Origin of the sequence: Burkholderia cenocepacia (assembly GCF_014211915.1) — a bacterium.
Lineage (GTDB): Bacteria > Pseudomonadota > Gammaproteobacteria > Burkholderiales > Burkholderiaceae > Burkholderia > Burkholderia orbicola.
Genome location: NZ_CP060039.1, coordinates 828,472 through 849,332 on the forward strand (window position 1 = coordinate 828,472; position 20,861 = coordinate 849,332).

The 20,861-nt window shown below is 60.8% G+C and carries 33 protein-coding genes; all 33 read left to right on the plus strand.

Translation table 11 applies throughout. From position 1 onward, the window contains the following. The first annotated feature begins 107 nt into the window (after window positions 1-107). The 33 genes from fusA to dsbD all read left to right on the plus strand — a co-directional run bounded on the left by fusA (window position 108) and on the right by dsbD (window position 20,740). On the plus strand, window positions 108-2,210 hold the full coding sequence (gene fusA / locus SY91_RS03840; protein WP_006482929.1) for an elongation factor G: 2,103 nt from the start codon (window positions 108-110) through the stop codon (window positions 2,208-2,210). Between the two features lie 41 nt (window positions 2,211-2,251). Then, entirely contained in the window at window positions 2,252-3,442 is a 1,191-nt protein-coding gene (tuf, locus tag SY91_RS03845) for an elongation factor Tu (RefSeq protein ID WP_011350666.1), read from the plus strand. Window positions 3,443-3,729: 287 nt separating this feature from the next. After that, window positions 3,730-4,041, plus strand: a complete 312-nt coding sequence (gene rpsJ / locus SY91_RS03850) for a 30S ribosomal protein S10 (RefSeq protein WP_004199280.1) — start codon at window positions 3,730-3,732, stop codon at window positions 4,039-4,041. A 178-nt stretch (window positions 4,042-4,219) separates the two neighbouring features. Beyond that, window positions 4,220-4,870: a 50S ribosomal protein L3 gene (rplC, locus tag SY91_RS03855; RefSeq protein WP_006482922.1), complete on the plus strand. Its 651-nt coding sequence runs from the start codon at window positions 4,220-4,222 to the stop codon at window positions 4,868-4,870. After that, the gene (rplD, locus tag SY91_RS03860; protein WP_006477192.1) at window positions 4,870-5,490 is read left to right on the plus strand and encodes a 50S ribosomal protein L4; all 621 of its coding nucleotides are present in this window, start codon (window positions 4,870-4,872) and stop codon (window positions 5,488-5,490) included. Before rplC ends, rplD begins: the two co-directional genes overlap by 1 nt. Next, complete coding sequence (gene rplW, locus SY91_RS03865; protein ID WP_004199275.1) at window positions 5,487-5,801, plus strand: 50S ribosomal protein L23; 315 nt, start codon at window positions 5,487-5,489, stop codon at window positions 5,799-5,801. The genes rplD and rplW overlap by 4 nt, the downstream gene beginning before the upstream one ends. A gap of 2 nt (window positions 5,802-5,803) precedes the next feature. Continuing rightward, complete coding sequence (rplB, locus tag SY91_RS03870) at window positions 5,804-6,631, plus strand: 50S ribosomal protein L2 (RefSeq protein ID WP_124478385.1); 828 nt, start codon at window positions 5,804-5,806, stop codon at window positions 6,629-6,631. A gap of 10 nt (window positions 6,632-6,641) precedes the next feature. After that, window positions 6,642-6,917: a 30S ribosomal protein S19 gene (rpsS, locus tag SY91_RS03875; protein ID WP_004199273.1), complete on the plus strand. Its 276-nt coding sequence runs from the start codon at window positions 6,642-6,644 to the stop codon at window positions 6,915-6,917. A gap of 12 nt (window positions 6,918-6,929) precedes the next feature. Continuing rightward, entirely contained in the window at window positions 6,930-7,259 is a 330-nt protein-coding gene (rplV, locus tag SY91_RS03880; protein ID WP_004199272.1) for a 50S ribosomal protein L22, read from the plus strand. Window positions 7,260-7,270: 11 nt separating this feature from the next. Further along, a complete protein-coding gene (gene rpsC / locus SY91_RS03885) occupies window positions 7,271-8,071 on the plus strand; it encodes a 30S ribosomal protein S3 (RefSeq protein WP_006482899.1) in 801 nt (266 codons plus the stop codon). 2 nt (window positions 8,072-8,073) lie between these two features. Next, entirely contained in the window at window positions 8,074-8,490 is a 417-nt protein-coding gene (gene rplP, locus SY91_RS03890) for a 50S ribosomal protein L16 (protein ID WP_006482873.1), read from the plus strand. A 9-nt stretch (window positions 8,491-8,499) separates the two neighbouring features. Beyond that, complete coding sequence (gene rpmC, locus SY91_RS03895) at window positions 8,500-8,694, plus strand: 50S ribosomal protein L29 (RefSeq protein WP_006400652.1); 195 nt, start codon at window positions 8,500-8,502, stop codon at window positions 8,692-8,694. Then, a complete protein-coding gene (rpsQ, locus tag SY91_RS03900; protein ID WP_006477189.1) occupies window positions 8,691-8,963 on the plus strand; it encodes a 30S ribosomal protein S17 in 273 nt (90 codons plus the stop codon). The genes rpmC and rpsQ overlap by 4 nt, the downstream gene beginning before the upstream one ends. A gap of 309 nt (window positions 8,964-9,272) precedes the next feature. Next, window positions 9,273-9,641 carry a 50S ribosomal protein L14 gene (rplN, locus tag SY91_RS03905; protein ID WP_006482918.1) on the plus strand — a complete coding sequence of 123 codons (369 nt, stop codon included), beginning with the start codon at window positions 9,273-9,275 and terminating at the stop codon, window positions 9,639-9,641. A gap of 9 nt (window positions 9,642-9,650) precedes the next feature. Beyond that, window positions 9,651-9,959, plus strand: a complete 309-nt coding sequence (gene rplX, locus SY91_RS03910; protein ID WP_006477187.1) for a 50S ribosomal protein L24 — start codon at window positions 9,651-9,653, stop codon at window positions 9,957-9,959. 16 nt (window positions 9,960-9,975) lie between these two features. After that, window positions 9,976-10,515, plus strand: a complete 540-nt coding sequence (gene rplE, locus SY91_RS03915; protein ID WP_006477186.1) for a 50S ribosomal protein L5 — start codon at window positions 9,976-9,978, stop codon at window positions 10,513-10,515. A 7-nt stretch (window positions 10,516-10,522) separates the two neighbouring features. Then, window positions 10,523-10,828, plus strand: coding sequence for a 30S ribosomal protein S14 (gene rpsN, locus SY91_RS03920; RefSeq protein ID WP_006482884.1), 306 nt, complete (start codon window positions 10,523-10,525; stop codon window positions 10,826-10,828). A gap of 14 nt (window positions 10,829-10,842) precedes the next feature. Continuing rightward, window positions 10,843-11,238: a 30S ribosomal protein S8 gene (gene rpsH, locus SY91_RS03925; protein ID WP_006477185.1), complete on the plus strand. Its 396-nt coding sequence runs from the start codon at window positions 10,843-10,845 to the stop codon at window positions 11,236-11,238. 18 nt (window positions 11,239-11,256) lie between these two features. Continuing rightward, window positions 11,257-11,787 (plus strand): 50S ribosomal protein L6, encoded by a 531-nt coding sequence (gene rplF, locus SY91_RS03930; protein WP_006477184.1) that lies wholly within the window; start codon window positions 11,257-11,259, stop codon window positions 11,785-11,787. A gap of 12 nt (window positions 11,788-11,799) precedes the next feature. After that, the gene (rplR, locus tag SY91_RS03935) at window positions 11,800-12,165 is read left to right on the plus strand and encodes a 50S ribosomal protein L18 (protein WP_006477183.1); all 366 of its coding nucleotides are present in this window, start codon (window positions 11,800-11,802) and stop codon (window positions 12,163-12,165) included. Window positions 12,166-12,179: 14 nt separating this feature from the next. Continuing rightward, window positions 12,180-12,698 carry a 30S ribosomal protein S5 gene (gene rpsE, locus SY91_RS03940; protein ID WP_006752931.1) on the plus strand — a complete coding sequence of 173 codons (519 nt, stop codon included), beginning with the start codon at window positions 12,180-12,182 and terminating at the stop codon, window positions 12,696-12,698. 15 nt (window positions 12,699-12,713) lie between these two features. After that, window positions 12,714-12,896 (plus strand): 50S ribosomal protein L30, encoded by a 183-nt coding sequence (gene rpmD / locus SY91_RS03945; protein WP_006400644.1) that lies wholly within the window; start codon window positions 12,714-12,716, stop codon window positions 12,894-12,896. Window positions 12,897-12,922: 26 nt separating this feature from the next. Further along, window positions 12,923-13,357, plus strand: coding sequence for a 50S ribosomal protein L15 (gene rplO, locus SY91_RS03950; RefSeq protein ID WP_006477180.1), 435 nt, complete (start codon window positions 12,923-12,925; stop codon window positions 13,355-13,357). A gap of 42 nt (window positions 13,358-13,399) precedes the next feature. Then, entirely contained in the window at window positions 13,400-14,749 is a 1,350-nt protein-coding gene (secY, locus tag SY91_RS03955; protein ID WP_006482915.1) for a preprotein translocase subunit SecY, read from the plus strand. 7 nt (window positions 14,750-14,756) lie between these two features. Beyond that, window positions 14,757-14,975, plus strand: coding sequence for a translation initiation factor IF-1 (infA, locus tag SY91_RS03960; RefSeq protein WP_004521905.1), 219 nt, complete (start codon window positions 14,757-14,759; stop codon window positions 14,973-14,975). Window positions 14,976-14,995: 20 nt separating this feature from the next. After that, window positions 14,996-15,112 (plus strand): 50S ribosomal protein L36, encoded by a 117-nt coding sequence (gene rpmJ, locus SY91_RS03965; RefSeq protein WP_004199844.1) that lies wholly within the window; start codon window positions 14,996-14,998, stop codon window positions 15,110-15,112. Between the two features lie 38 nt (window positions 15,113-15,150). Next, on the plus strand, window positions 15,151-15,516 hold the full coding sequence (gene rpsM / locus SY91_RS03970) for a 30S ribosomal protein S13 (RefSeq protein ID WP_006477178.1): 366 nt from the start codon (window positions 15,151-15,153) through the stop codon (window positions 15,514-15,516). 28 nt (window positions 15,517-15,544) lie between these two features. Continuing rightward, window positions 15,545-15,946, plus strand: a complete 402-nt coding sequence (gene rpsK, locus SY91_RS03975) for a 30S ribosomal protein S11 (RefSeq protein ID WP_004197937.1) — start codon at window positions 15,545-15,547, stop codon at window positions 15,944-15,946. A 154-nt stretch (window positions 15,947-16,100) separates the two neighbouring features. After that, on the plus strand, window positions 16,101-16,724 hold the full coding sequence (gene rpsD, locus SY91_RS03980) for a 30S ribosomal protein S4 (RefSeq protein WP_006477177.1): 624 nt from the start codon (window positions 16,101-16,103) through the stop codon (window positions 16,722-16,724). 124 nt (window positions 16,725-16,848) lie between these two features. Continuing rightward, on the plus strand, window positions 16,849-17,826 hold the full coding sequence (locus SY91_RS03985; RefSeq protein ID WP_006477176.1) for a DNA-directed RNA polymerase subunit alpha: 978 nt from the start codon (window positions 16,849-16,851) through the stop codon (window positions 17,824-17,826). A gap of 149 nt (window positions 17,827-17,975) precedes the next feature. After that, the gene (gene rplQ / locus SY91_RS03990; RefSeq protein ID WP_006477175.1) at window positions 17,976-18,371 is read left to right on the plus strand and encodes a 50S ribosomal protein L17; all 396 of its coding nucleotides are present in this window, start codon (window positions 17,976-17,978) and stop codon (window positions 18,369-18,371) included. A gap of 202 nt (window positions 18,372-18,573) precedes the next feature. After that, window positions 18,574-18,900, plus strand: a complete 327-nt coding sequence (gene cutA / locus SY91_RS03995) for a divalent-cation tolerance protein CutA (RefSeq protein ID WP_027805216.1) — start codon at window positions 18,574-18,576, stop codon at window positions 18,898-18,900. After that, a complete protein-coding gene (gene dsbD / locus SY91_RS04000; protein WP_124478382.1) occupies window positions 18,893-20,740 on the plus strand; it encodes a protein-disulfide reductase DsbD in 1,848 nt (615 codons plus the stop codon). Before cutA ends, dsbD begins: the two co-directional genes overlap by 8 nt. Window positions 20,741-20,861: the final 121 nt, after the last annotated feature.

Genomic DNA, 20,861 nt, shown 5'->3' on the forward strand with positions numbered 1-20,861 from the left:
TTTGCGGAAATAAATTCCGGGCGGGTGCGCTTTTCAGGCGCCTCGCCCGTTTGTGTTGAGGCGTGATGCAGCAGGGCTGCATCACGTCATCCCAGTAGAGGATCAAAGTGGCTCGCAAGACTCCTATCGAGCGCTACCGCAATATCGGTATTAGCGCTCACATCGACGCCGGCAAAACGACGACGACCGAGCGCATTCTGTTTTACACCGGTGTGAACCACAAGATCGGTGAAGTCCACGACGGCGCAGCCACGATGGACTGGATGGAGCAGGAACAAGAGCGTGGCATCACGATCACGTCCGCTGCTACCACGGCCTTCTGGAAGGGCATGGGCGGCAACTATCCGGAACACCGCATCAACATCATCGACACCCCGGGCCACGTCGACTTCACGATCGAAGTGGAACGCTCGATGCGCGTGCTCGACGGCGCGTGCATGGTGTACTGCGCAGTGGGCGGCGTGCAGCCGCAGTCGGAAACGGTGTGGCGCCAGGCGAACAAGTACAAGGTGCCGCGTCTCGCGTTCGTCAACAAGATGGACCGTACCGGCGCGAACTTCTTCAAGGTCTACGACCAGCTCCGTCTGCGCCTGAAGGCGAACCCGGTTCCGGTCGTGGTGCCGATCGGCGCGGAAGAAAACTTCAAGGGCGTCGTCGACCTGATCAAGATGAAGGCGATCATTTGGGACGAAGCGTCGCAAGGCACGAAGTTCGACTACGTCGACATCCCGGCCGAGCTCGCGGAGACCTGCAAGGAATGGCGCGAAAAGATGGTCGAAGTGGCTGCCGAAGCCAGCGAAGACCTGATGAACAAGTACCTGGAAGAAGGCGATCTGCCGGAAGCCGACATCGTCAAGGCGCTGCGTGATCGTACGATCGCGTGCGAAATCCAGCCGATGCTGTGCGGTACTGCGTTCAAGAACAAGGGCGTGCAGCGCATGCTCGACGCCGTGATCGATTTCCTGCCGTCGCCGGTCGACATCCCGCCGGTCAAGGGCGAGCTCGAAAACGGCGAAGAAGCAGAGCGCAAGGCGTCGGACGAAGAGAAGTTCTCGTCGCTCGCGTTCAAGATCATGACCGACCCGTTCGTCGGCCAGCTGATCTTCTTCCGTGTGTACTCGGGCGTCGTCAACTCGGGCGACACGCTGCTGAACTCGACCAAGGGCAAGAAGGAACGCCTCGGCCGTATTCTGCAGATGCATGCGAACCAGCGTGAAGAAATCAAGGAAGTCCGTGCGGGCGACATCGCCGCAGCGGTCGGCCTGAAGGAAGCAACCACGGGCGACACGCTGTGCGACCCGGCGAACCCGATCGTTCTCGAACGCATGGTGTTCCCGGAACCGGTGATTTCGCAGGCCGTCGAGCCGAAGACCAAGGCCGACCAGGAAAAGATGGGCCTCGCACTGAACCGTCTGGCTCAGGAAGACCCGTCGTTCCGCGTGCAGACCGACGAAGAGTCGGGCCAGACCATCATTTCGGGCATGGGCGAGCTCCACCTCGAAATTCTGGTCGACCGGATGAAGCGTGAATTCGGCGTGGAAGCGACCGTCGGCAAGCCGCAGGTTGCGTACCGCGAAACGATCCGTTCGACGGCGAAGGATGTCGACGGCAAGTTCGTCAAGCAGTCGGGTGGTCGCGGCCAGTACGGTCACGCGGTCATCACGCTCGAGCCGAACGAACAAGGCAAGGGCTACGAGTTCTTCGACGAGATCAAGGGTGGTGTGATTCCGCGTGAATACATCCCGGCGGTCGACAAGGGTATCCAGGACACGCTGAAGTCGGGCGTGCTGGCTGGCTTCCCGGTCGTCGACGTGAAGGTTCACCTGACGTTCGGTTCGTACCACGACGTTGACTCGAACGAAAACGCGTTCCGCATGGCCGGTTCGATGGCGTTCAAGGAAGCGATGCGCAAGGCGAACCCGGTCGTCCTCGAGCCGATGATGGCTGTCGAAGTCGAGACGCCGGAAGACTACATGGGCAACGTGATGGGCGACCTGTCGGGCCGTCGCGGCATCGTCCAGGGCATGGAAGACATGGTTGGCGGCGGCAAGATCGTGCGCGCCGAAGTGCCGCTGTCGGAAATGTTCGGTTACTCGACGTCGCTGCGTTCGCTGACGCAAGGTCGTGCAACGTACACGATGGAGTTCAAGCACTACGCTGAAGCTCCGCGCAACGTTGCTGAAGCGATCATCAGCGCGAAGTCGAAGTAAATCTGTAGCTACCCACCGATAATTTTTGAAAGAAGAGAATCATGGCAAAAGGTAAATTTGAGCGGACCAAGCCGCACGTGAACGTTGGTACGATTGGTCACGTTGACCACGGCAAGACGACGCTGACGGCAGCGATCACGACGGTGCTGACGAAGAAGTTCGGCGGCGAAGCGAAGGCATACGACCAGATCGACGCGGCACCGGAAGAAAAGGCGCGCGGCATCACGATCAACACGGCACACGTCGAGTACGAAACGGCTAACCGCCACTACGCACACGTCGACTGCCCGGGCCACGCTGACTATGTGAAGAACATGATCACGGGCGCAGCGCAGATGGACGGCGCGATCCTGGTTTGCTCGGCAGCAGACGGCCCGATGCCGCAAACGCGTGAGCACATCCTGCTGGCGCGTCAGGTTGGCGTTCCGTACATCATCGTGTTCCTGAACAAGTGCGACATGGTTGACGACGCGGAACTGCTCGAGCTGGTCGAGATGGAAGTTCGCGAACTCCTGTCGAAGTACGACTTCCCGGGCGACGACACGCCGATCGTGAAGGGTTCGGCGAAGCTGGCGCTGGAAGGCGACACGGGCGAGCTGGGCGAAGTGGCGATCATGAGCCTGGCCGACGCGCTGGACACGTACATCCCGACGCCGGAGCGTGCAGTTGACGGCGCGTTCCTGATGCCGGTGGAAGACGTGTTCTCGATCTCGGGCCGCGGTACGGTGGTGACGGGTCGTGTCGAGCGCGGCATCGTGAAGGTCGGCGAGGAAATCGAAATCGTCGGTATCAAGCCGACGGTGAAGACGACCTGCACGGGCGTTGAAATGTTCCGCAAGCTGCTGGACCAAGGTCAGGCAGGCGACAACGTGGGTATCCTGCTGCGCGGCACGAAGCGTGAAGACGTGGAGCGTGGCCAGGTTCTGGCGAAGCCGGGTTCGATCACGCCGCACACGCACTTCACGGCTGAAGTGTACGTGCTGAGCAAGGACGAAGGCGGCCGTCACACGCCGTTCTTCAACAACTACCGTCCGCAGTTCTACTTCCGTACGACGGACGTGACGGGCTCGATCGAGCTGCCGAAGGACAAGGAAATGGTGATGCCGGGCGACAACGTGTCGATCACGGTGAAGCTGATCGCTCCGATCGCGATGGAAGAAGGTCTGCGCTTCGCAATCCGCGAAGGCGGCCGTACCGTCGGCGCCGGCGTCGTCGCCAAGATCATCGAGTAATATCGACGATCCGCGGATCCCGACGGGGTCCGCGATTCCCGCGGTACGCGGTTGTACCGTCGAAACCGGGTGCCCAGCTTGCGCTGGCGCCCGGTTTTGTTTTTCCTGCGGCGCGTTGCGCGTACCGAGAAACACGCAACACTGCTTCAGAATTTCGTGTAGAATCGCGGGCTTAGCAGTGGAAGTACTGTCCGGAACCTGATGCTTCGCTCCCCGCTGGCGTCATGTTTCACGTTCTTTTAGTGTCCGGCGATGCAACATCGCCTCGCTCTTTTCAAGGAATTGTCATGCAGCAACAGAAAATCCGCATTCGCCTGAAGGCATTCGACTATCGTCTGATCGATCAATCGGCTGCCGAAATCGTCGATACCGCGAAGCGGACTGGCGCAATCGTCCGTGGCCCGGTGCCGCTGCCGACGCGCATTCAGCGTTTTGACATCCTGCGTTCGCCGCACGTCAACAAGACGTCGCGCGATCAGCTCGAAATCCGTACCCACCAGCGCCTGATGGACATCGTCGACCCGACGGACAAGACCGTTGACGCGCTGATGAAGCTCGACCTGCCGGCTGGCGTCGACGTGGAAATCAAGCTGCAGTAAGGCTTCCGGCGCCGGTCGGTCCGCCGGGCGGTGCTAAGTCTTTGTATTGCTTGCGGAAATCGGAAGGTCGGGCTATACTGCTTGGCTTTTCGCGTATTCGCGTAAAAAAGTTGGGCCTTGCGTGCCCGGCATTTTGTAAATCAGCCCCGACCAATCGCAGTCGGGAATGGAGAAAATGATGAGCCTTGGACTCGTAGGTCGCAAGGTTGGCATGACCCGTATCTTCACGGCTGAAGGGGATTCGATTCCCGTCACCGTGCTGGACGTGTCGGACAACCGCGTGACGCAGATCAAGACTGTTGAAACCGACGGCTACACGGCCGTGCAGGTTGCATTCGGCTCCCGCCGCGCATCGCGCGTGACGAAGCCGCTGGCAGGTCATCTCGCCAAAGCCGGTGTCGAAGCCGGTGAAATCCTCAAGGAATTCCGCATTGACGCGGCCAAGGCAGCCGAGCTGTCGAATGGCGCCGTGGTCGGTGCAGATCTTTTCGAAGTGGGCCAGAAGGTCGACGTGCAAGGCGTGTCGATCGGTAAGGGCTACGCCGGTACGATCAAGCGTTACAACTTCTCCTCCGGCCGTGCCACGCACGGTAACTCGCGCTCGCACAACGTGCCGGGCTCGATCGGTATGGCGCAGGATCCGGGTCGTGTTTTCCCGGGTAAACGCATGACGGGTCACATGGGTGACGTGACGGTGACGGTGCAGAACCTCGAAATCGCTCGTATCGACGCAGAGCGCAAGCTGCTGCTCGTGAAGGGTGCGATTCCGGGCGCGAAGGGCGGCAAGGTCTTCGTGACGCCGGCCGTCAAGACCAAGGGGGCGAAATAATGGAACTCAAGCTCCTGAACGAAAATGGTCAGGAAGGTGCAGTGGTCAACGCATCGGACGTCGTGTTCGGTCGTGACTACAACGAAGCGCTGATCCACCAGGTCGTCGTCGCTTACCAGGCGAATGCTCGCCAGGGTAACCGCGCACAGAAGGACCGTGAGCAAGTCAAGCACACGACCAAGAAGCCGTGGCGCCAGAAGGGTACGGGCCGCGCTCGTGCCGGTATGTCGTCGAGCCCGCTGTGGCGTGGCGGTGGTCGTATCTTCCCGAATTCGCCGGAAGAAAACTTCTCGCACAAGGTCAACAAGAAGATGCATCGCGCAGGTCTCTGCTCGATCTTCTCGCAGCTGGCCCGTGAAGGCCGTCTGTCGGTCGTCGAGGACATCATCCTCGAAGCGCCGAAGACCAAGCTGCTGGCCGACAAATTCAAGACCATGGGTCTCGACTCCGTGCTGATCATCACCGACACGGTCGACGAGAACCTGTACCTGGCTTCGCGCAACCTGCCGCACGTGGCGATTGTCGAGCCGCGCTACGCTGACCCGCTGTCGCTGATCTACTTCAAGAAAGTGCTGGTCACGAAGGCTGCGGTCGCCCAGATCGAGGAGTTGCTGTCATGAGCGAGATTCGCAAGAACGATCATCGTTTGATGCAGGTCCTGCTCGCACCGGTGATCTCGGAAAAGGCGACGCTGGTTGCCGACAAGAACGAGCAAGTCGTGTTCGAAGTCGCACCGGATGCCACGAAGCAGGAAGTGAAGGCGGCTGTCGAGCTGCTGTTCAAGGTTGAAGTTGATTCGGTCAACGTGCTGGTTCAGAAGGGCAAGCAAAAGCGCTTCGGCCGTTCGATGGGCCGCCGCAAGGACGTGAAGAAGGCGTACGTTTGCCTGAAGCCCGGCCAGGAAATCAACTTTGAAGCGGAGGCCAAGTAATCATGGCAATCGTTAAAGTTAAGCCGACATCGCCGGGTCGCCGCGCGATGGTCAAGGTGGTCAACAAGAGCCTGCACCAGGGCAAGCCGTTCGCGGCACTGCTCGACTCGCAGAGCTCGACCGCCGGCCGTAACAACAACGGTCGTATCACCACGCGTCACAAGGGTGGTGGTCACAAGCAACACTATCGTATCGTCGATTTCCGTCGCACGAAGGACGGCATCCCGGCAAAGGTCGAGCGTCTCGAGTACGACCCGAACCGCAGCGCGAACATCGCGCTGGTGCTCTACGCAGACGGCGAACGTCGCTACATCATCGCCCCGAAGGGCCTGACCGTCGGCCAACAGCTGATGTCGGGTTCGGAAGCGCCGATCCGTGCAGGCAACACGCTGCCGATCCGCAACATTCCGGTCGGTACGACGATCCACTGCATCGAGATGCTGCCGGGCAAGGGCGCGCAAATGGCGCGTTCGGCTGGCACGTCGGCCATGCTGCTGGCGCGCGAAGGCGTCTACGCGCAGGTTCGTCTGCGTTCGGGCGAAATCCGCCGCGTGCACATCGAGTGCCGTGCAACGATCGGTGAAGTCGGCAACGAAGAGCATAGCCTGCGCCAGATCGGCAAGGCTGGCGCGAACCGCTGGCGCGGTATCCGCCCGACGGTGCGTGGCGTTGCGATGAACCCGGTTGATCACCCGCACGGTGGTGGTGAGGGCAAGACGGCTGCAGGTCGCGACCCGGTGAGCCCGTGGGGTACGCCGGCTAAGGGTTACCGCACCCGCAGCAACAAGCGCACGACGACGATGATCGTCCAGCGCCGTCACAAGCGTTAAGGAGTAGGCAATGGCACGTTCTGTTAAAAAAGGTCCGTTCTGCGACGCCCATTTGCTGAAGAAAGTTGAGGCGGCTGCAGCTTCGCGCGACAAAAAGCCGATCAAGACCTGGTCGCGTCGCTCGACGATTCTGCCGGATTTCATCGGCCTGACGATCGCTGTTCACAACGGCCGTCAACACGTTCCGGTGTACATCTCGGAAAACATGGTCGGCCACAAGCTTGGCGAGTTCGCACTGACCCGTACGTTCAAGGGTCACGCAGCCGACAAGAAGGCCAAGAAATAAGGGGCAATCAAGATGGAAGTGAAAGCAATTCATCGCGGTGCCCGCATCTCGGCGCAGAAAACGCGCCTTGTGGCTGACCAGATCCGCGGTTTGCCGGTCGACAAGGCGCTGAACGTTCTGACGTTCTCGCCGAAGAAGGCGGCTGGCATCGTGAAGAAGGTTGTGCTGTCGGCAATCGCGAATGCGGAGCACAACGAAGGCGCTGATATCGACGAGCTCAAGATCAAGAGCATCTACGTCGACAAGGCTGCATCGCTCAAGCGTTTCACCGCGCGCGCCAAGGGCCGCGGTAACCGCATCGAGAAGCAATCCTGTCACATCACTGTGACGGTCGGGAATTAAGGAGCCATACGATGGGACAGAAAATTCATCCGACTGGCTTCCGCCTGGCTGTCAGCCGCAATTGGGCTTCGCGTTGGTACGCGAACAACAACAATTTCGCGGCGATGCTGCAGGAAGACATCGGTGTTCGTGAATACCTGAAGAAGAAGCTGAAGAACGCTTCGGTCGGTCGGGTCGTCATCGAGCGTCCGGCGAAGAACGCGCGCATCACGATTTACAGCTCGCGTCCGGGCGTGGTCATCGGCAAGAAGGGCGAGGATATCGAACAGCTGAAGACGGAACTGCAACGCCGCATGGGCGTGCCGGTTCACGTCAACATCGAAGAAATCCGCAAGCCGGAAACCGATGCTCAGCTGATCGCTGACTCGATCACGCAACAGCTCGAGCGCCGGATCATGTTCCGTCGCGCGATGAAGCGTGCGATGCAGAACGCGATGCGTCTGGGTGCCCAAGGCATCAAGATCATGAGCGCAGGCCGTCTGAACGGTATCGAAATCGCTCGTACGGAGTGGTATCGCGAAGGTCGCGTGCCGCTTCACACGCTGCGTGCTGATATCGACTACGCGACTTCGGAAGCGAAGACGACTTACGGGATCATCGGCGTCAAGGTGTGGGTCTACAAGGGCGATACGCTCGGCCGCAACGACGCACCGGTGGTGGAAGAAGTAGCCGAAGACAAGCGTCCGCGTCGCAATGCGCGTCCGGGCGACCGTCGTCCGCGCCGTGATGGCGAAGGCGGCGCTCCGGGTGCTCGTCGTGGCGCACCGCGCCGCGGCGCCGGCAAGCCCGAAGACGGCAAGACTGGAGAATAACGATGCTGCAACCGAAACGCAGAAAGTATCGTAAAGAGCAGAAGGGTCGTAACACCGGCAAGGCGACGCGCGGCAACGCAGTGTCATTCGGTGAATTCGGCCTGAAGGCGATCGGTCGCGGTCGTTTGACCGCACGTCAGATTGAAGCGGCGCGTCGTGCAATGACGCGTCACATCAAGCGTGGCGGCCGCATCTGGATCCGGATCTTCCCGGACAAGCCGATTTCGCAGAAGCCGGCCGAAGTGCGTATGGGTAACGGTAAGGGTAACCCGGAGTACTACGTCGCCGAGATTCAGCCGGGCAAGATGCTCTATGAAATGGACGGCGTAACCGAAGAACTGGCACGCGAAGCGTTCCGTCTGGCCGCAGCCAAGCTGCCGCTCAAGACGGCATTCATCGTGCGCCAGCTCGGCGCCTAAGGAGAAAACATGAAGGCTTCCGAACTTCTCCAGAAAGACCAGGCCGCGCTCAACAAGGAGCTGGCGGACCTGCTGAAGGCGCAATTCGGCCTGCGCATGCAACTCGCGACCCAGCAGCTCACGAACACGAGCCAGCTGAAGAAGGTTCGTCGCGACATCGCACGTGTGCGGACCGTCATGACTCAGAAGGCGAACCAGAAATGAACGATAGCGTGAAAACCTCGCTGAAGCGGACGCTGGTCGGTCGGGTCGTCAGCAACAAGATGGACAAGACCGTCACCGTGCTGATCGAGCACCGCGTCAAGCACCCGATCTACGGCAAGTATGTCGTGCGTTCGAAGAAGTACCACGCGCACGATGAAGCGAACACCTACAACGAAGGCGATCTCGTCGAAATCCAGGAAACGCGTCCTGTTTCGAAGACGAAGGCCTGGACGGTGTCGCGCCTCGTCGAAGCCGCTCGCGTCATCTAAGCGGGCAGTGCAGTAGGCAGTAACAGGCACTTCTCCACGAAGTGCTTGAAATCGCAAAGTTTTTGCTTGCGGGACCAGGATTATTTGTTATAATCCTGGTCTTCCCTCTTTATGGGAGCCCCGTCGCGGGCGAAGTTGGTGGGGGAAGCGGACTGGCGCCAGCCTGTCCGAAAGATTCACCGAATTGCGATGGCGGGTTTCGTTTGCCGTCGCTGCTGTTCCAACCCAAGCAGCCGATTGGCTGACGGGACCAAGACTGACCGAATGCATCATGGTGGTGCATCCGGATTAAGTTGGGAAAGACAAACCATGATCCAGACCGAATCTCGGCTCGAAGTAGCCGACAACACGGGTGCACGTGAAGTCCTGTGCATCAAGGTGCTCGGCGGCTCGAAGCGTCGTTATGCCGGCATTGGCGACATCATCAAGGTGAGCGTCAAAGAGGCAACGCCGCGCGGGCGCGTGAAGAAAGGCGAAATTTACAACGCCGTGGTGGTTCGCACCGCCAAGGGCGTGCGCCGTCAAGACGGCTCGCTGATCAAGTTCGACGGCAACGCCGCTGTGCTTTTGAATAACAAGCTCGAGCCGATCGGCACCCGTATCTTCGGGCCGGTGACGCGTGAGCTGCGTAGCGAACGATTCATGAAGATCGTTTCGCTGGCGCCGGAAGTGCTGTAAGGAGTCGCGATGAACAAGATTCGCAAAGGTGACGAAGTCATCGTCGTCACTGGCAAGGACAAGGGCAAGCGCGGCGTCGTGCTGGCTGTCGGTGCTGAACATGTGACGGTTGAAGGTATCAACCTCGTCAAGAAGCATGTGAAGCCGAACCCGATGAAGGGTACGACGGGCGGCGTGGAAGCGAAGACGATGCCCCTGCATATTTCGAACGTCGCACTGGTCGACGCGAATGGCAAGGCGTCGCGTGTTGGCATCAAGGTCGAGGAAGGCAAGAAGGTTCGCTTCCTGAAGACGACCGGTGCCGTACTGAGCGCCTGACGCAGCGGAGTAAAAAATGGCTCGTTTTCAAGAGTTTTACAAAGAAAAGGTTGTGCCCGGCCTGATCGAGAAGTTCGGTTACAAGTCGGTCATGGAAGTGCCGCGCATCACCAAGATCACGCTGAACATGGGTCTTGGCGAAGCGATCGCTGACAAGAAGATCATCGAGAACGCCGTTGGCGACCTCACGAAGATCGCCGGCCAGAAGCCGGTCGTCACGAAGGCTCGCAAGGCAATCGCAGGCTTCAAGATTCGCCAGGGTTACCCCATCGGCGCGATGGTGACGCTGCGTGGCCAGGCGATGTACGAATTCCTCGACCGTTTCGTGACGGTTGCCCTGCCCCGCGTGCGTGACTTCCGCGGTGTGTCGGGTCGTGCTTTCGATGGCCGTGGCAACTACAACATCGGTGTGAAAGAGCAGATCATTTTCCCCGAAATCGATTACGACAAGATCGACGCACTGCGTGGGCTGAACATCAGCATCACGACGACTGCGAAGACCGACGACGAAGCAAAGGCTCTGCTCGCCAGCTTCAAGTTCCCGTTCAGAAACTGAGGTTACCGTGGCTAAACTGGCACTGATCGAACGTGAAAAGAAGCGCGCCCGCCTGGTCGCGAAGTTCGCAGCAAAGCGCGAAGCGCTGAAGGCGATCGTCGAAGACCAAAGCAAGTCGGAAGAAGAGCGCTACGAAGCACGCCTGGAGCTGCAGCAACTGCCCCGCAACGCAAACCCGACCCGCCAGCGTAACCGCTGCGCGATCACGGGCCGTCCGCGTGGCACGTTCCGTAAATTCGGCCTCGCGCGTAACAAGATTCGTGAAATCGCATTCCGTGGCGAGATTCCTGGCCTGACCAAGGCGAGCTGGTAATAGGAGAAACGTAAATGAGCATGAGTGATCCTATCGCCGATATGCTGACTCGCATCCGCAACGCGCAGATGGTCGAGAAGGTATCGGTCGCGATGCCCTCGTCGAAGGTCAAGGTTGCAATCGCGCAAGTCCTGAAGGACGAAGGCTATATCGACGATTTCGCCGTGAAGGCGGAAGGTGCGAAGTCCGAACTGAATATCGCGCTGAAGTACTACGCAGGTCGCCCGGTCATCGAACGCCTCGAGCGCGTGTCGAAGCCTGGTCTGCGCGTGTACCGCGGCCGTAACGACATTCCGCAGGTCATGAATGGCCTCGGTGTGGCAATCGTGTCGACGCCGAAGGGCGTGATGACCGACCGCAAGGCGCGCGCTACCGGCGTCGGCGGCGAAGTCATCTGCTACGTCGCTTAAAGCCGAGGAGAGAGAAACATGTCTCGAGTAGGTAAGAGCCCGATCGCGCTGCAAGGCGCGGAAGTCAAGCTGGCCGACGGTGCAATCACCGTCAAGGGCCCGCTGGGCACCATCACGCAAGCGATCAATCCGCTCGTGAACGTGGCGAACAACGACGGCACGCTGAATCTGTCGCCGGTCGACGAAAGCCGCGAAGCAAATGCACTGTCGGGCACGATGCGCGCGATCATCGCGAATGCCGTGCACGGCGTGACCAAGGGTTTCGAGCGCAAGCTGACGCTGGTTGGCGTCGGTTACCGTGCGCAAGCGCAAGGCGACAAGCTGAACCTGTCGCTGGGTTTCTCGCACCCGGTGGTGCACCAGATGCCGGAAGGCGTCAAGGCCGAAACCCCGACGCAAACCGAAATCGTGATCAAGGGGATCAACAAGCAACAAGTCGGTCAAGTGGCTGCGGAAGTCCGCGGTTACCGTCCGCCGGAGCCCTACAAGGGCAAGGGCGTGCGTTATGCCGACGAGGTTGTGATCCTCAAAGAAACGAAGAAGAAGTAAGGGTGCGCAATCATGGATAAGACTCAATCTCGCCTGCGCCGCGCTCGCCAGACGCGTATCAAGATCGCTGAGCTGCAGGTCGCGCGTCTCGCCGTGCATCGCACGAACACGCACATCTACGCTCAAGTGTTCTCGCCCTGCGGCACCAAGGTGCTCGCCAGCGCGTCGACGCTCGAGGCAGAAGTGCGCGCAGAACTGGCCGACAAGTCGGGCAAGGGCGGCAACGTCAATGCCGCGACGCTGATCGGCAAGCGTATTGCCGAAAAGGCAAAGGCTGCCGGCATCGAATCCGTCGCCTTCGACCGCTCGGGCTTCCGCTACCACGGCCGCGTCAAGGCGCTGGCTGAGGCAGCTCGCGAAGCTGGGCTCAAGTTCTAAGGAAGGAATTCGTCATGGCAAAGATGCAAGCGAAAGTTCAGGCTGACGAGCGCGACGACGGCCTTCGCGAAAAGATGATTTCGGTCAATCGCGTGACCAAGGTCGTGAAGGGTGGCCGTATTCTCGGCTTCGCCGCACTGACCGTGGTTGGCGATGGTGATGGCCGCATCGGTATGGGCAAGGGCAAGGCGAAGGAAGTGCCGGTCGCTGTCCAGAAGGCAATGGAACAAGCTCGCCGCAACATGTTCAAGGTGCCGCTCAAGAACGGCACGCTGCAGCACGAAGTGCACGGCAAGCATGGCGCATCCGCTGTCCTCCTCGCTCCGGCGAAGGCAGGTACGGGCGTGATCGCCGGCGGCCCGATGCGCGCAGTGTTCGACGTGATGGGCGTTCAGAACGTCGTGGCGAAGAGCCACGGTTCGACGAACCCGTACAACCTCGTTCGCGCCACGCTGGACGGTCTGCGCAAGCAGTCGACCCCGGCAGACATCGCGGCGAAGCGCGGCAAGTCCGTCGAAGATATTTTGGGCTAAGCCCGGGTGGTCACCATGTCTGAAAAAACTGTCAAGGTTCAGCTCGTCAAGAGCCTGATCGGGACCCGCGAATCGCACCGCGCGACCGTGCGTGGCTTGGGCCTGCGCCGACTCAATTCGGTTAGCGAGCTGCAGGACACGCCGGCGGTCCGCGGCATGATCAACAAGGTCTCGTACCTCGTTAAGGTCATCGCGTAAGCGGCCCTACGGATCAAGGAGTTGATATGGAATTGAATAACCTGAAGCCGGCCGCTGGTGCAAAGCACGCCAAGCGTCGCGTCGGTCGTGGCATCGGTTCGGGCCTCGGCAAGACGGCTGGCCGTGGTCACAAGGGTCAGAAATCGCGTTCGGGCGGCTTCCACAAAGTCGGTTTCGAAGGCGGTCAGATGCCGCTGCAACGTCGTCTGCCGAAGCGCGGCTTCACGTCGCTGACGAAGGAATTCGTCGGTGAAGTGCGCCTGAGCGACCTCGAGAAGCTGCCGGTCGACGAGATCGATCTGCTCGCACTGAAGCAAGCCGGCCTGGTCGGCGAGCTGACGAAGAGCGCAAAGATCATCGCGACGGGCGAACTGAAGCGCAAGATCGTCGTGAAGGGTCTCGGTGCCACCAAGGGTGCGCGCGCTGCGATCGAAGCGGCTGGCGGTTCGTTCGCCGAGTGACACGCGTAGCGCGTCGTCACTTGCATTCATCGGAGAAGGTACTTGGCTAACAGCCCGAGTCTTGCAAAACCCGGTCGAAGCACGGCGAAATTCGGCGATCTGCGCCGGCGAGCGATGTTCCTGCTCCTGGCGCTGATCGTCTATCGCATCGGCGCGCACATTCCCGTGCCGGGCATCGATCCGGATCAACTGGCTAAGCTGTTCCAGAGCCAGGCGGGCGGCATCCTGGGCATGTTCAACATGTTCTCGGGTGGCGCACTGTCCCGCTTCACGATCTTTGCGCTGGGGATCATGCCGTACATCTCGGCGTCGATCATCATGCAGTTGCTGGCGATCGTTTCGCCGCAGCTCGAGGCGCTGAAGAAGGAAGGGCAGGCAGGGCAACGGAAGATCACGCAGTACACGCGGTATTTCACCGTGGTGCTCGCGACCTTCCAGGCATTCGGTATCGCGGCCGCGCTGGAAAACCAGCCGGGCCTCGTCACCGATCCCGGCATGCTGTTCCGTCTGACGACGGTCGTGACGCTGGTGACGGGCACGATGTTCCTGATGTGGCTCGGCGAGCAGATTACCGAGCGTGGTCTGGGCAACGGTATCTCGATCATCATCTTCGGCGGGATCGCAGCAGGGTTCCCGAATGCCGTGGGTGGGTTGTTCGAACTGGTGCGTACGGGTTCGATGAGCATCATTTCGGCGATCATCATCGTCGTCCTGATCGCCGCGGTGACTTACCTGGTCGTGTTCATCGAACGCGGTCAGCGCAAGATCCTCGTGAACTACGCGAAGCGCCAGGTCGGCAACAAGATCTACGGTGGGCAGTCGTCGCATCTGCCGCTGAAGCTGAACATGTCGGGCGTGATTCCGCCGATCTTTGCATCGTCGATCATTCTGTTCCCGGCAACGATTCTCGGCTGGTTCAGTACCGGTCAGCCGACGGGAAGCTGGATTTCCAATACGTTGCATAACGTTGCGGAAGCGCTGAAGCCGGGCCAGCCGGTCTATGTGCTGCTGTACACGCTGGCAATCGTGTTTTTCTGCTTCTTCTACACCGCACTGGTGTTCAACAGCAGGGAGACCGCGGACAACCTGAAGAAGAGCGGCGCGTTTGTTCCGGGCATTCGTCCGGGCGATCAGACCGCACGATATATCGACCGCATCCTCACGCGTCTGACGCTGGCCGGTGCGATCTACATCGTCTTCGTGTGTCTGCTGCCGGAATTCCTGGTGCTGCGCTGGAACGTGCCGTTTTATTTTGGTGGAACGTCGCTGCTGATCATTGTCGTCGTCACGATGGACTTTATGGCGCAGGTGCAGTCGTACGTTATGTCGCAACAGTATGAGTCACTGCTCAAGAAGGCTAACTTCAAGGGCGGCAACATCCCGATGCGTTGAAAGGACTATGGCCAAAGACGATGTAATCCAGATGCAGGGTGAGGTGATTGAAAACCTCCCGAATGCGACCTTCCGTGTGAAGCTGGAAAACGGCCATGTCGTGTTGGGGCATATTTCCGGAAAGATGCGGATGCACTACATCCGCATTCTGCCCGGCGACAAGGTGACGGTTGAGTTGACGCCTTACGATCTGTCTCGTGCGCGGATCGTGTTCCGGGCGAAGTGATTTGAAAAAAGGGTATTATCATGAAAGTGATGGCATCGGTTAAGCGCATTTGCCGCAATTGCAAGATCATCAAGCGCAAAGGCGTCGTTCGCGTGATCTGCAGCTCGGATCCGCGCCACAAGCAGCGCCAAGGCTGACCGCGCGTTTGTTTGCGCTTTTTGTTTGAGGAAAAACAATGGCTCGTATCGCAGGGGTTAACATCCCGAATCACCAGCACACCGAGATCGGCCTGACGGCTATCTTTGGTGTCGGCCGCACCCGTTCGCGCAGCATCTGCGTGGCAGCTGGCGTCGATTTTTCGAAGAAGGTCAAGGATCTGACCGACGCAGACCTGGAAAAGCTGCGTGAAGAAGTGGGCAAGTTTGTCGTCGAAGGCGATCTGCGCCGTGAAGTGACGATGAACATCAAGCGCCTGATGGACCTCGGTTGCTACCGCGGCGTCCGTCATCGCAAGGGCCTGCCGATGCGCGGTCAGCGTACGCGTACGAACGCACGTACCCGCAAGGGTCCGCGTCGTGCAGCGCAAGCGCTGAAGAAGTAAGCGGAACTGACAGTTACAGGAAAACGTAATGGCTAAGGCTTCGAACACCGCGGCGCAACGCGTTCGCAAGAAGGTTAAGAAGAACGTCGCTGAAGGCGTGGTTCACGTTCACGCGTCGTTCAACAACACGATCATCACGATCACCGATCGCCAAGGCAACGCTCTGGCATGGGCGACGTCGGGCGGTCAGGGCTTCAAGGGCTCGCGCAAATCGACGCCGTTCGCTGCTCAGGTCGCAGCCGAGTCGGCTGGCCGCGTCGCGATGGAATACGGCGTGAAGAATCTGGAAGTGCGGATCAAGGGCCCGGGCCCGGGTCGCGAGTCGGCAGTGCGTGCACTGCACGGCCTCGGCATCAAGATCACCGCGATTTCGGACGTCACTCCGATTCCGCACAACGGCTGCCGCCCGCCGAAGCGTCGTCGTATCTAAGGATGTGCTGGCACGTTCGTGCTAGCGCATTGCCTGTCGCCGCTCAGCGTCGACGGGCGTTGCTTTTTTGATTGACTAAGCCCACCGTTCGCCCCAAAGGGAGCGGACTAGCGCGGATTTCGATCCGCGTGACTGATTGATAAAGGAATGCAAAGTGGCACGTTATATCGGCCCCAAAGCCAAGCTGTCCCGCCGTGAAGGCACCGACCTGTTCCTGAAGAGCGCACGCCGTTCGCTCGCCGACAAGTGCAAGCTCGACAGCAAGCCGGGTCAGCACGGCCGTACCTCGGGCGCACGTACGTCCGACTACGGTACGCAGCTGCGCGAAAAGCAGAAGGTCAAGCGTATCTACGGCGTGCTGGAGCGTCAGTTCCGTCGCTACTTCGCTGAAGCCGATCGTCGCAAGGGCAACACGGGTGAAAACCTGCTGCAACTGCTCGAGTCGCGCCTCGACAACGTCGTGTATCGCATGGGCTTCGGCTCGACCCGCGCTGAAGCGCGTCAGCTGGTGAGCCACAAGTCGATCACCGTGAACGGCGTCGTCGCAAACGTCCCGTCGCAGCAAGTGAAGGCGGGTGACGTCGTCGCGATCCGCGAAAAGGCGAAGAAGCAGGCGCGTATCGTCGAAGCGCTGTCGCTGGCCGAGCAAGGCGGCATGCCGAGCTGGGTTGCAGTCGATGCGAAGAAGTTCGAAGGCACGTTCAAGCAAATGCCGGAACGCGCTGAAATCGCAGGCGACATCAACGAAAGCCTGATCGTCGAATTGTATTCGCGTTAATCCGATTGACGGCCGAGGTACCCCGATTGCGTTGCGCAAGGAGGGGCCTCGGCTGTTTATTTTCTGGTTGTTACCGGTCAGCCTTATCGGTGTAACGAGCCGAGGGTATTGAAAAGGAAAGCCCATGCAAACCAGTTTGCTGAAACCCAAGATCATCGCCGTGGAATCGCTGGGCGAGAACCACGCGAGGGTGGTCATGGAACCGTTCGAACGCGGTTACGGCCACACCTTGGGCAATGCGCTTCGCCGCGTGCTGCTGTCGTCGATGGTGGGCTACGCGCCGACCGAAGTCACGATCGCAGGCGTGGTGCACGAGTACTCGACGCTGGATGGCGTGCAGGAAGACGTCGTCAACCTGCTGCTGAACCTGAAGGGCGTGGTGTTCAAGCTGCATAACCGTGACGAAGTGACGGTTACGCTGCGCAAGGAAGGCGAAGGCGTCGTGACCGCCGGCGATATCGAGCTGGCTCACGATTGCGAAGTCATCAATCCGAATCACGTGATTGCGCACCTGTCGAAGGGCGGCAAGCTCGACGTTCAGATCAAGATCGAAAAGGGTCGCGGCTATGTGCCCGGCAACGTCCGTCGCTATGGCGAAGACACGGCCAAGATCATCGGCCGCATCGTCCTCGACGCATCGTTCTCGCCGGTTCGCCGCGTGAGCTATGCGGTTGAAAGCGCACGTGTCGAGCAGCGTACCGACCTCGACAAGCTCGTGATGAACATCGAGACGAGCGGCGTGATCACGCCGGAAGAAGCGATCCGCCAGTCGGCCCGCATCCTGGTCGACCAGTTGTCCGTGTTCGCGGCGCTGGAAGGCACGGAAACGGCAGCCGAAGCGCCGTCGCGTGCACCGCAGATCGATCCGATCCTGCTGCGTCCGGTGGACGATCTCGAGCTGACGGTTCGTTCGGCGAACTGCCTGAAGGCCGAGAACATCTACTACATCGGCGATCTGATCCAGCGCACGGAAAACGAGCTGTTGAAGACGCCGAACCTCGGTCGCAAGTCGCTCAACGAGATCAAGGAAGTGCTCGCTTCGCGCGGTCTCACGCTGGGCATGAAGCTCGAGAACTGGCCGCCGGCTGGTCTCGACAAGTAAGCCCGGTTGTAGCCTGGCTATAGCTGTAGTTGGCAAAGATGCGGATTTTCCTTTAAAATCCGCATCTTGCTTTTTTTCGTTACCGGCCCGTGCACCCTCCGAGGTGCGATAGAAGAGCTGGACCAAAACTTTGAATCAAGGAAACTGAAATGCGCCATCGTCATGGTCTGCGGAAACTGAACCGCACGAGCAGCCACCGTCTGGCTATGCTCCGTAACATGTCCAACTCGCTGATCGAGCACGAAGTCATCAAGACGACGCTGCCGAAGGCGAAGGAACTCCGTAAGGTCGTCGAGCCGCTGATCACGCTCGGCAAGAAGCCGTCGCTGGCAAACCGTCGCCTGGCGTTCAACCGCCTGCGCGATCGTGACTCGGTGGCGAAGCTGTTCGACGTGCTCGGTCCGCGCTTCGCGAACCGTCCGGGTGGCTACCTGCGCGTGCTGAAGTTCGGCTTCCGCGTGGGCGACAACGCACCGATGGCACTGGTCGAACTGCTCGATCGTCCGGAAGTCGACGAAACGGAAAACGTGCAAGAAGCCGAGTAAGCTTCCGGTACGCAGTAGGATCTGAAAGGGGCCGAGCAATTGCTTGGCCCTTTTTGTTTTTGAGATGCCGGCTGCGATCGATTGTCGCAGGCCGGTGCCGGCAGCGTCGCGCGGGCTGCGCTACGATACGGGGCAACCGGTGCGGTCCCTGAACGCGTAACCGGCGCCGACAGAAGCCGGCAGACTCGTTAGGAGGGCGCGGATGATAGTGGTGCTGATGCTGACGACGGTCCCCGATGCGGCGACGGCCGCGGCGCTCGCGGACGGCGCGCTCGACGCGCGGCTGGCCGCGTGCGTGTCCGAGCTCGGCACGATCAAGTCGCGCTATCACTGGCAGGGCAAGGTCGAAACGGCCGACGAGATCCAGTTGCTGTTCAAGACGAGCCCGGTCCGGGCACTCGAACTGGAGCGGTTCATTCTCGCGCATCATCCTTACGAGACGCCCGAAATCGTCTCGTGGCAGACGACGGCATCGGCCGCGTATGGCCAGTGGGTGACCAGCGAAACTCAACGTCTATTTCATGTTTAACGGTATGGCGCTTTCGGTGCGCGTGCGCGCGCTGCGGTTTCTTGCGGTCCTGTTGTCGTTCGTGTTCGTGCTGGGCGGATTGTCCGCCGCGCGCGCGGCCGACGATTTCCTCGATCCGTCGGTTGCGTTCAAGTTCAGCGCGAGCGAATCGCCGGGACAGGTGGACGTCCGCTTCAAGATCGCCAACGGCTATTACATGTACCGCGAGCGGTTCGCGTTCGCGGTGAAGAGCGGTCAGGCCACGCTCGGCGAGCCGCAATACCCGGCCGGTCACGTGAAGTTCGACCAGACGTTCCAGAAGAACGTCGAGACCTATCGCGATGAAGTCGTCGTTCACGTGCCGGTAAAGCAGGCGGCCGGGCCGTTCGAGCTCGCGGTGACGTCGCAAGGGTGTGCGGACGAAGGGATCTGCTATCCGCCGGCCGAACACGTGATGAAGGTCGATGGCGCAGCGCTCGGCGCCGCCTCGTCGTCCGGTGACACGGCTGCCGCGGGTAGCTGGTTCGACAAGGTCACGAGCGCCGATTTCGCGCAGTCGCTGCTCGAAGGCCACGGCTTCTTCACGATCGTCGCGCTCTATTTCGTCGCGGGTGTCGTGCTGAGCCTGCTGCCGTGTTCGTACCCGATGATACCGATCGTGTCCGCGATCATCATCGGCCAGGGCACGCGTGCGACGCATGCACGCGGCTTCGCGCTGTCGCTGACCTACGTGGTCGGCATGGCGCTGGTCTACACGGTACTCGGGATCGCCGCCGCGCTGGTCGGCCAGAGCCTCGGCGCGTGGTTGCAGAACCCGTGGGTGCTTGGCGCGTTCGGCGTGCTGCTGACCGCGTTCGCGGTGTCGCTGATCTCGGGCAAGGACATCGCATTGCCGGAGCGCTGGCAGAACGGCGCGGCCGAGGCATCGAGCGCGCGCCAGGGCGGCCACTTCGTCGCGGTTGCGGCGATGGGCGCGTTGTCGGCGCTGGTCGTCGGCGCGTGCATGACGGCGCCGCTGTTCGCCGTGCTCGCTTTCATCGCGCACACCGGCAATGCGTTGCTCGGCGGCGCGGCGCTGTTCGCGATGGGGCTCGGGCTCGGCGTGCCGCTGCTGGTCGTCGGCGTCGGGGCCGGGACGGTGCTGCCGCGCGCAGGTGCGTGGATGGACGGCGTCAAGGTGTTCTTCGGCATCGTGCTGCTCGCGGCCGCGTTGTGGATCGTCTGGCCGGTGCTGGCGGGCGCGCTGAAGATGGTGCTCGCGGCGTTGTGGCTGCTGATCGCGGCTGCGGCGCTCGGGCTGTTCACGCCGAATGCCGGTGCCGCATCGATCTGGCGGCGCCTGGGCCGCGGCGTGGGCGCCGCGCTCGCGATCTGGGCCGCGACGCTGCTCGTCGGCCTGGCTGCGGGCTCGACCGATCCCGTCAAGCCGCTGGCCGTGCTGGCGGCGCGTACGGTAGCGTCCGGCGGCGCGGCGACGGCCGGCGCAGCTGCCGCGCAGGACGGGCCCGCGTTCGCATCGGTGCGCTCGAGCGGCGAACTCGACGCGCTGCTGAAGACGTCGGGCCAGCCCGTGATGCTCGACTTCTACGCCGATTGGTGCGTGAGCTGCAAGGAGATGGAGCATCTGACGTTCACCGACGCGCGCGTGCAGGCGCGGCTCGCGAAGCTCCACCTGGTGCGCGCGGACGTCACCGCGAACAACCCGGACGATCAGGCGCTGCTCAAACGCTTCAACCTGTTCGGGCCGCCGGGCATCATCTTCTTCGATCGCAACGGCAACGAGATCGGCCGGGTGGTCGGTTATCAGGCGGCCGACACGTTCCTGCGCAGCCTCGATCGCGCCGCCGTGCCGACGGTATGACGGTCGCCGCCGGGAGCGAACCGGCGAACGGAAGATTCGGGCTGGCTGACAGTTTCGATCGACGGTAAACAAAAAACGGCGGAACACCGAGGTGTCCCGCCGTTTTTGCAGGTGCGTGCCG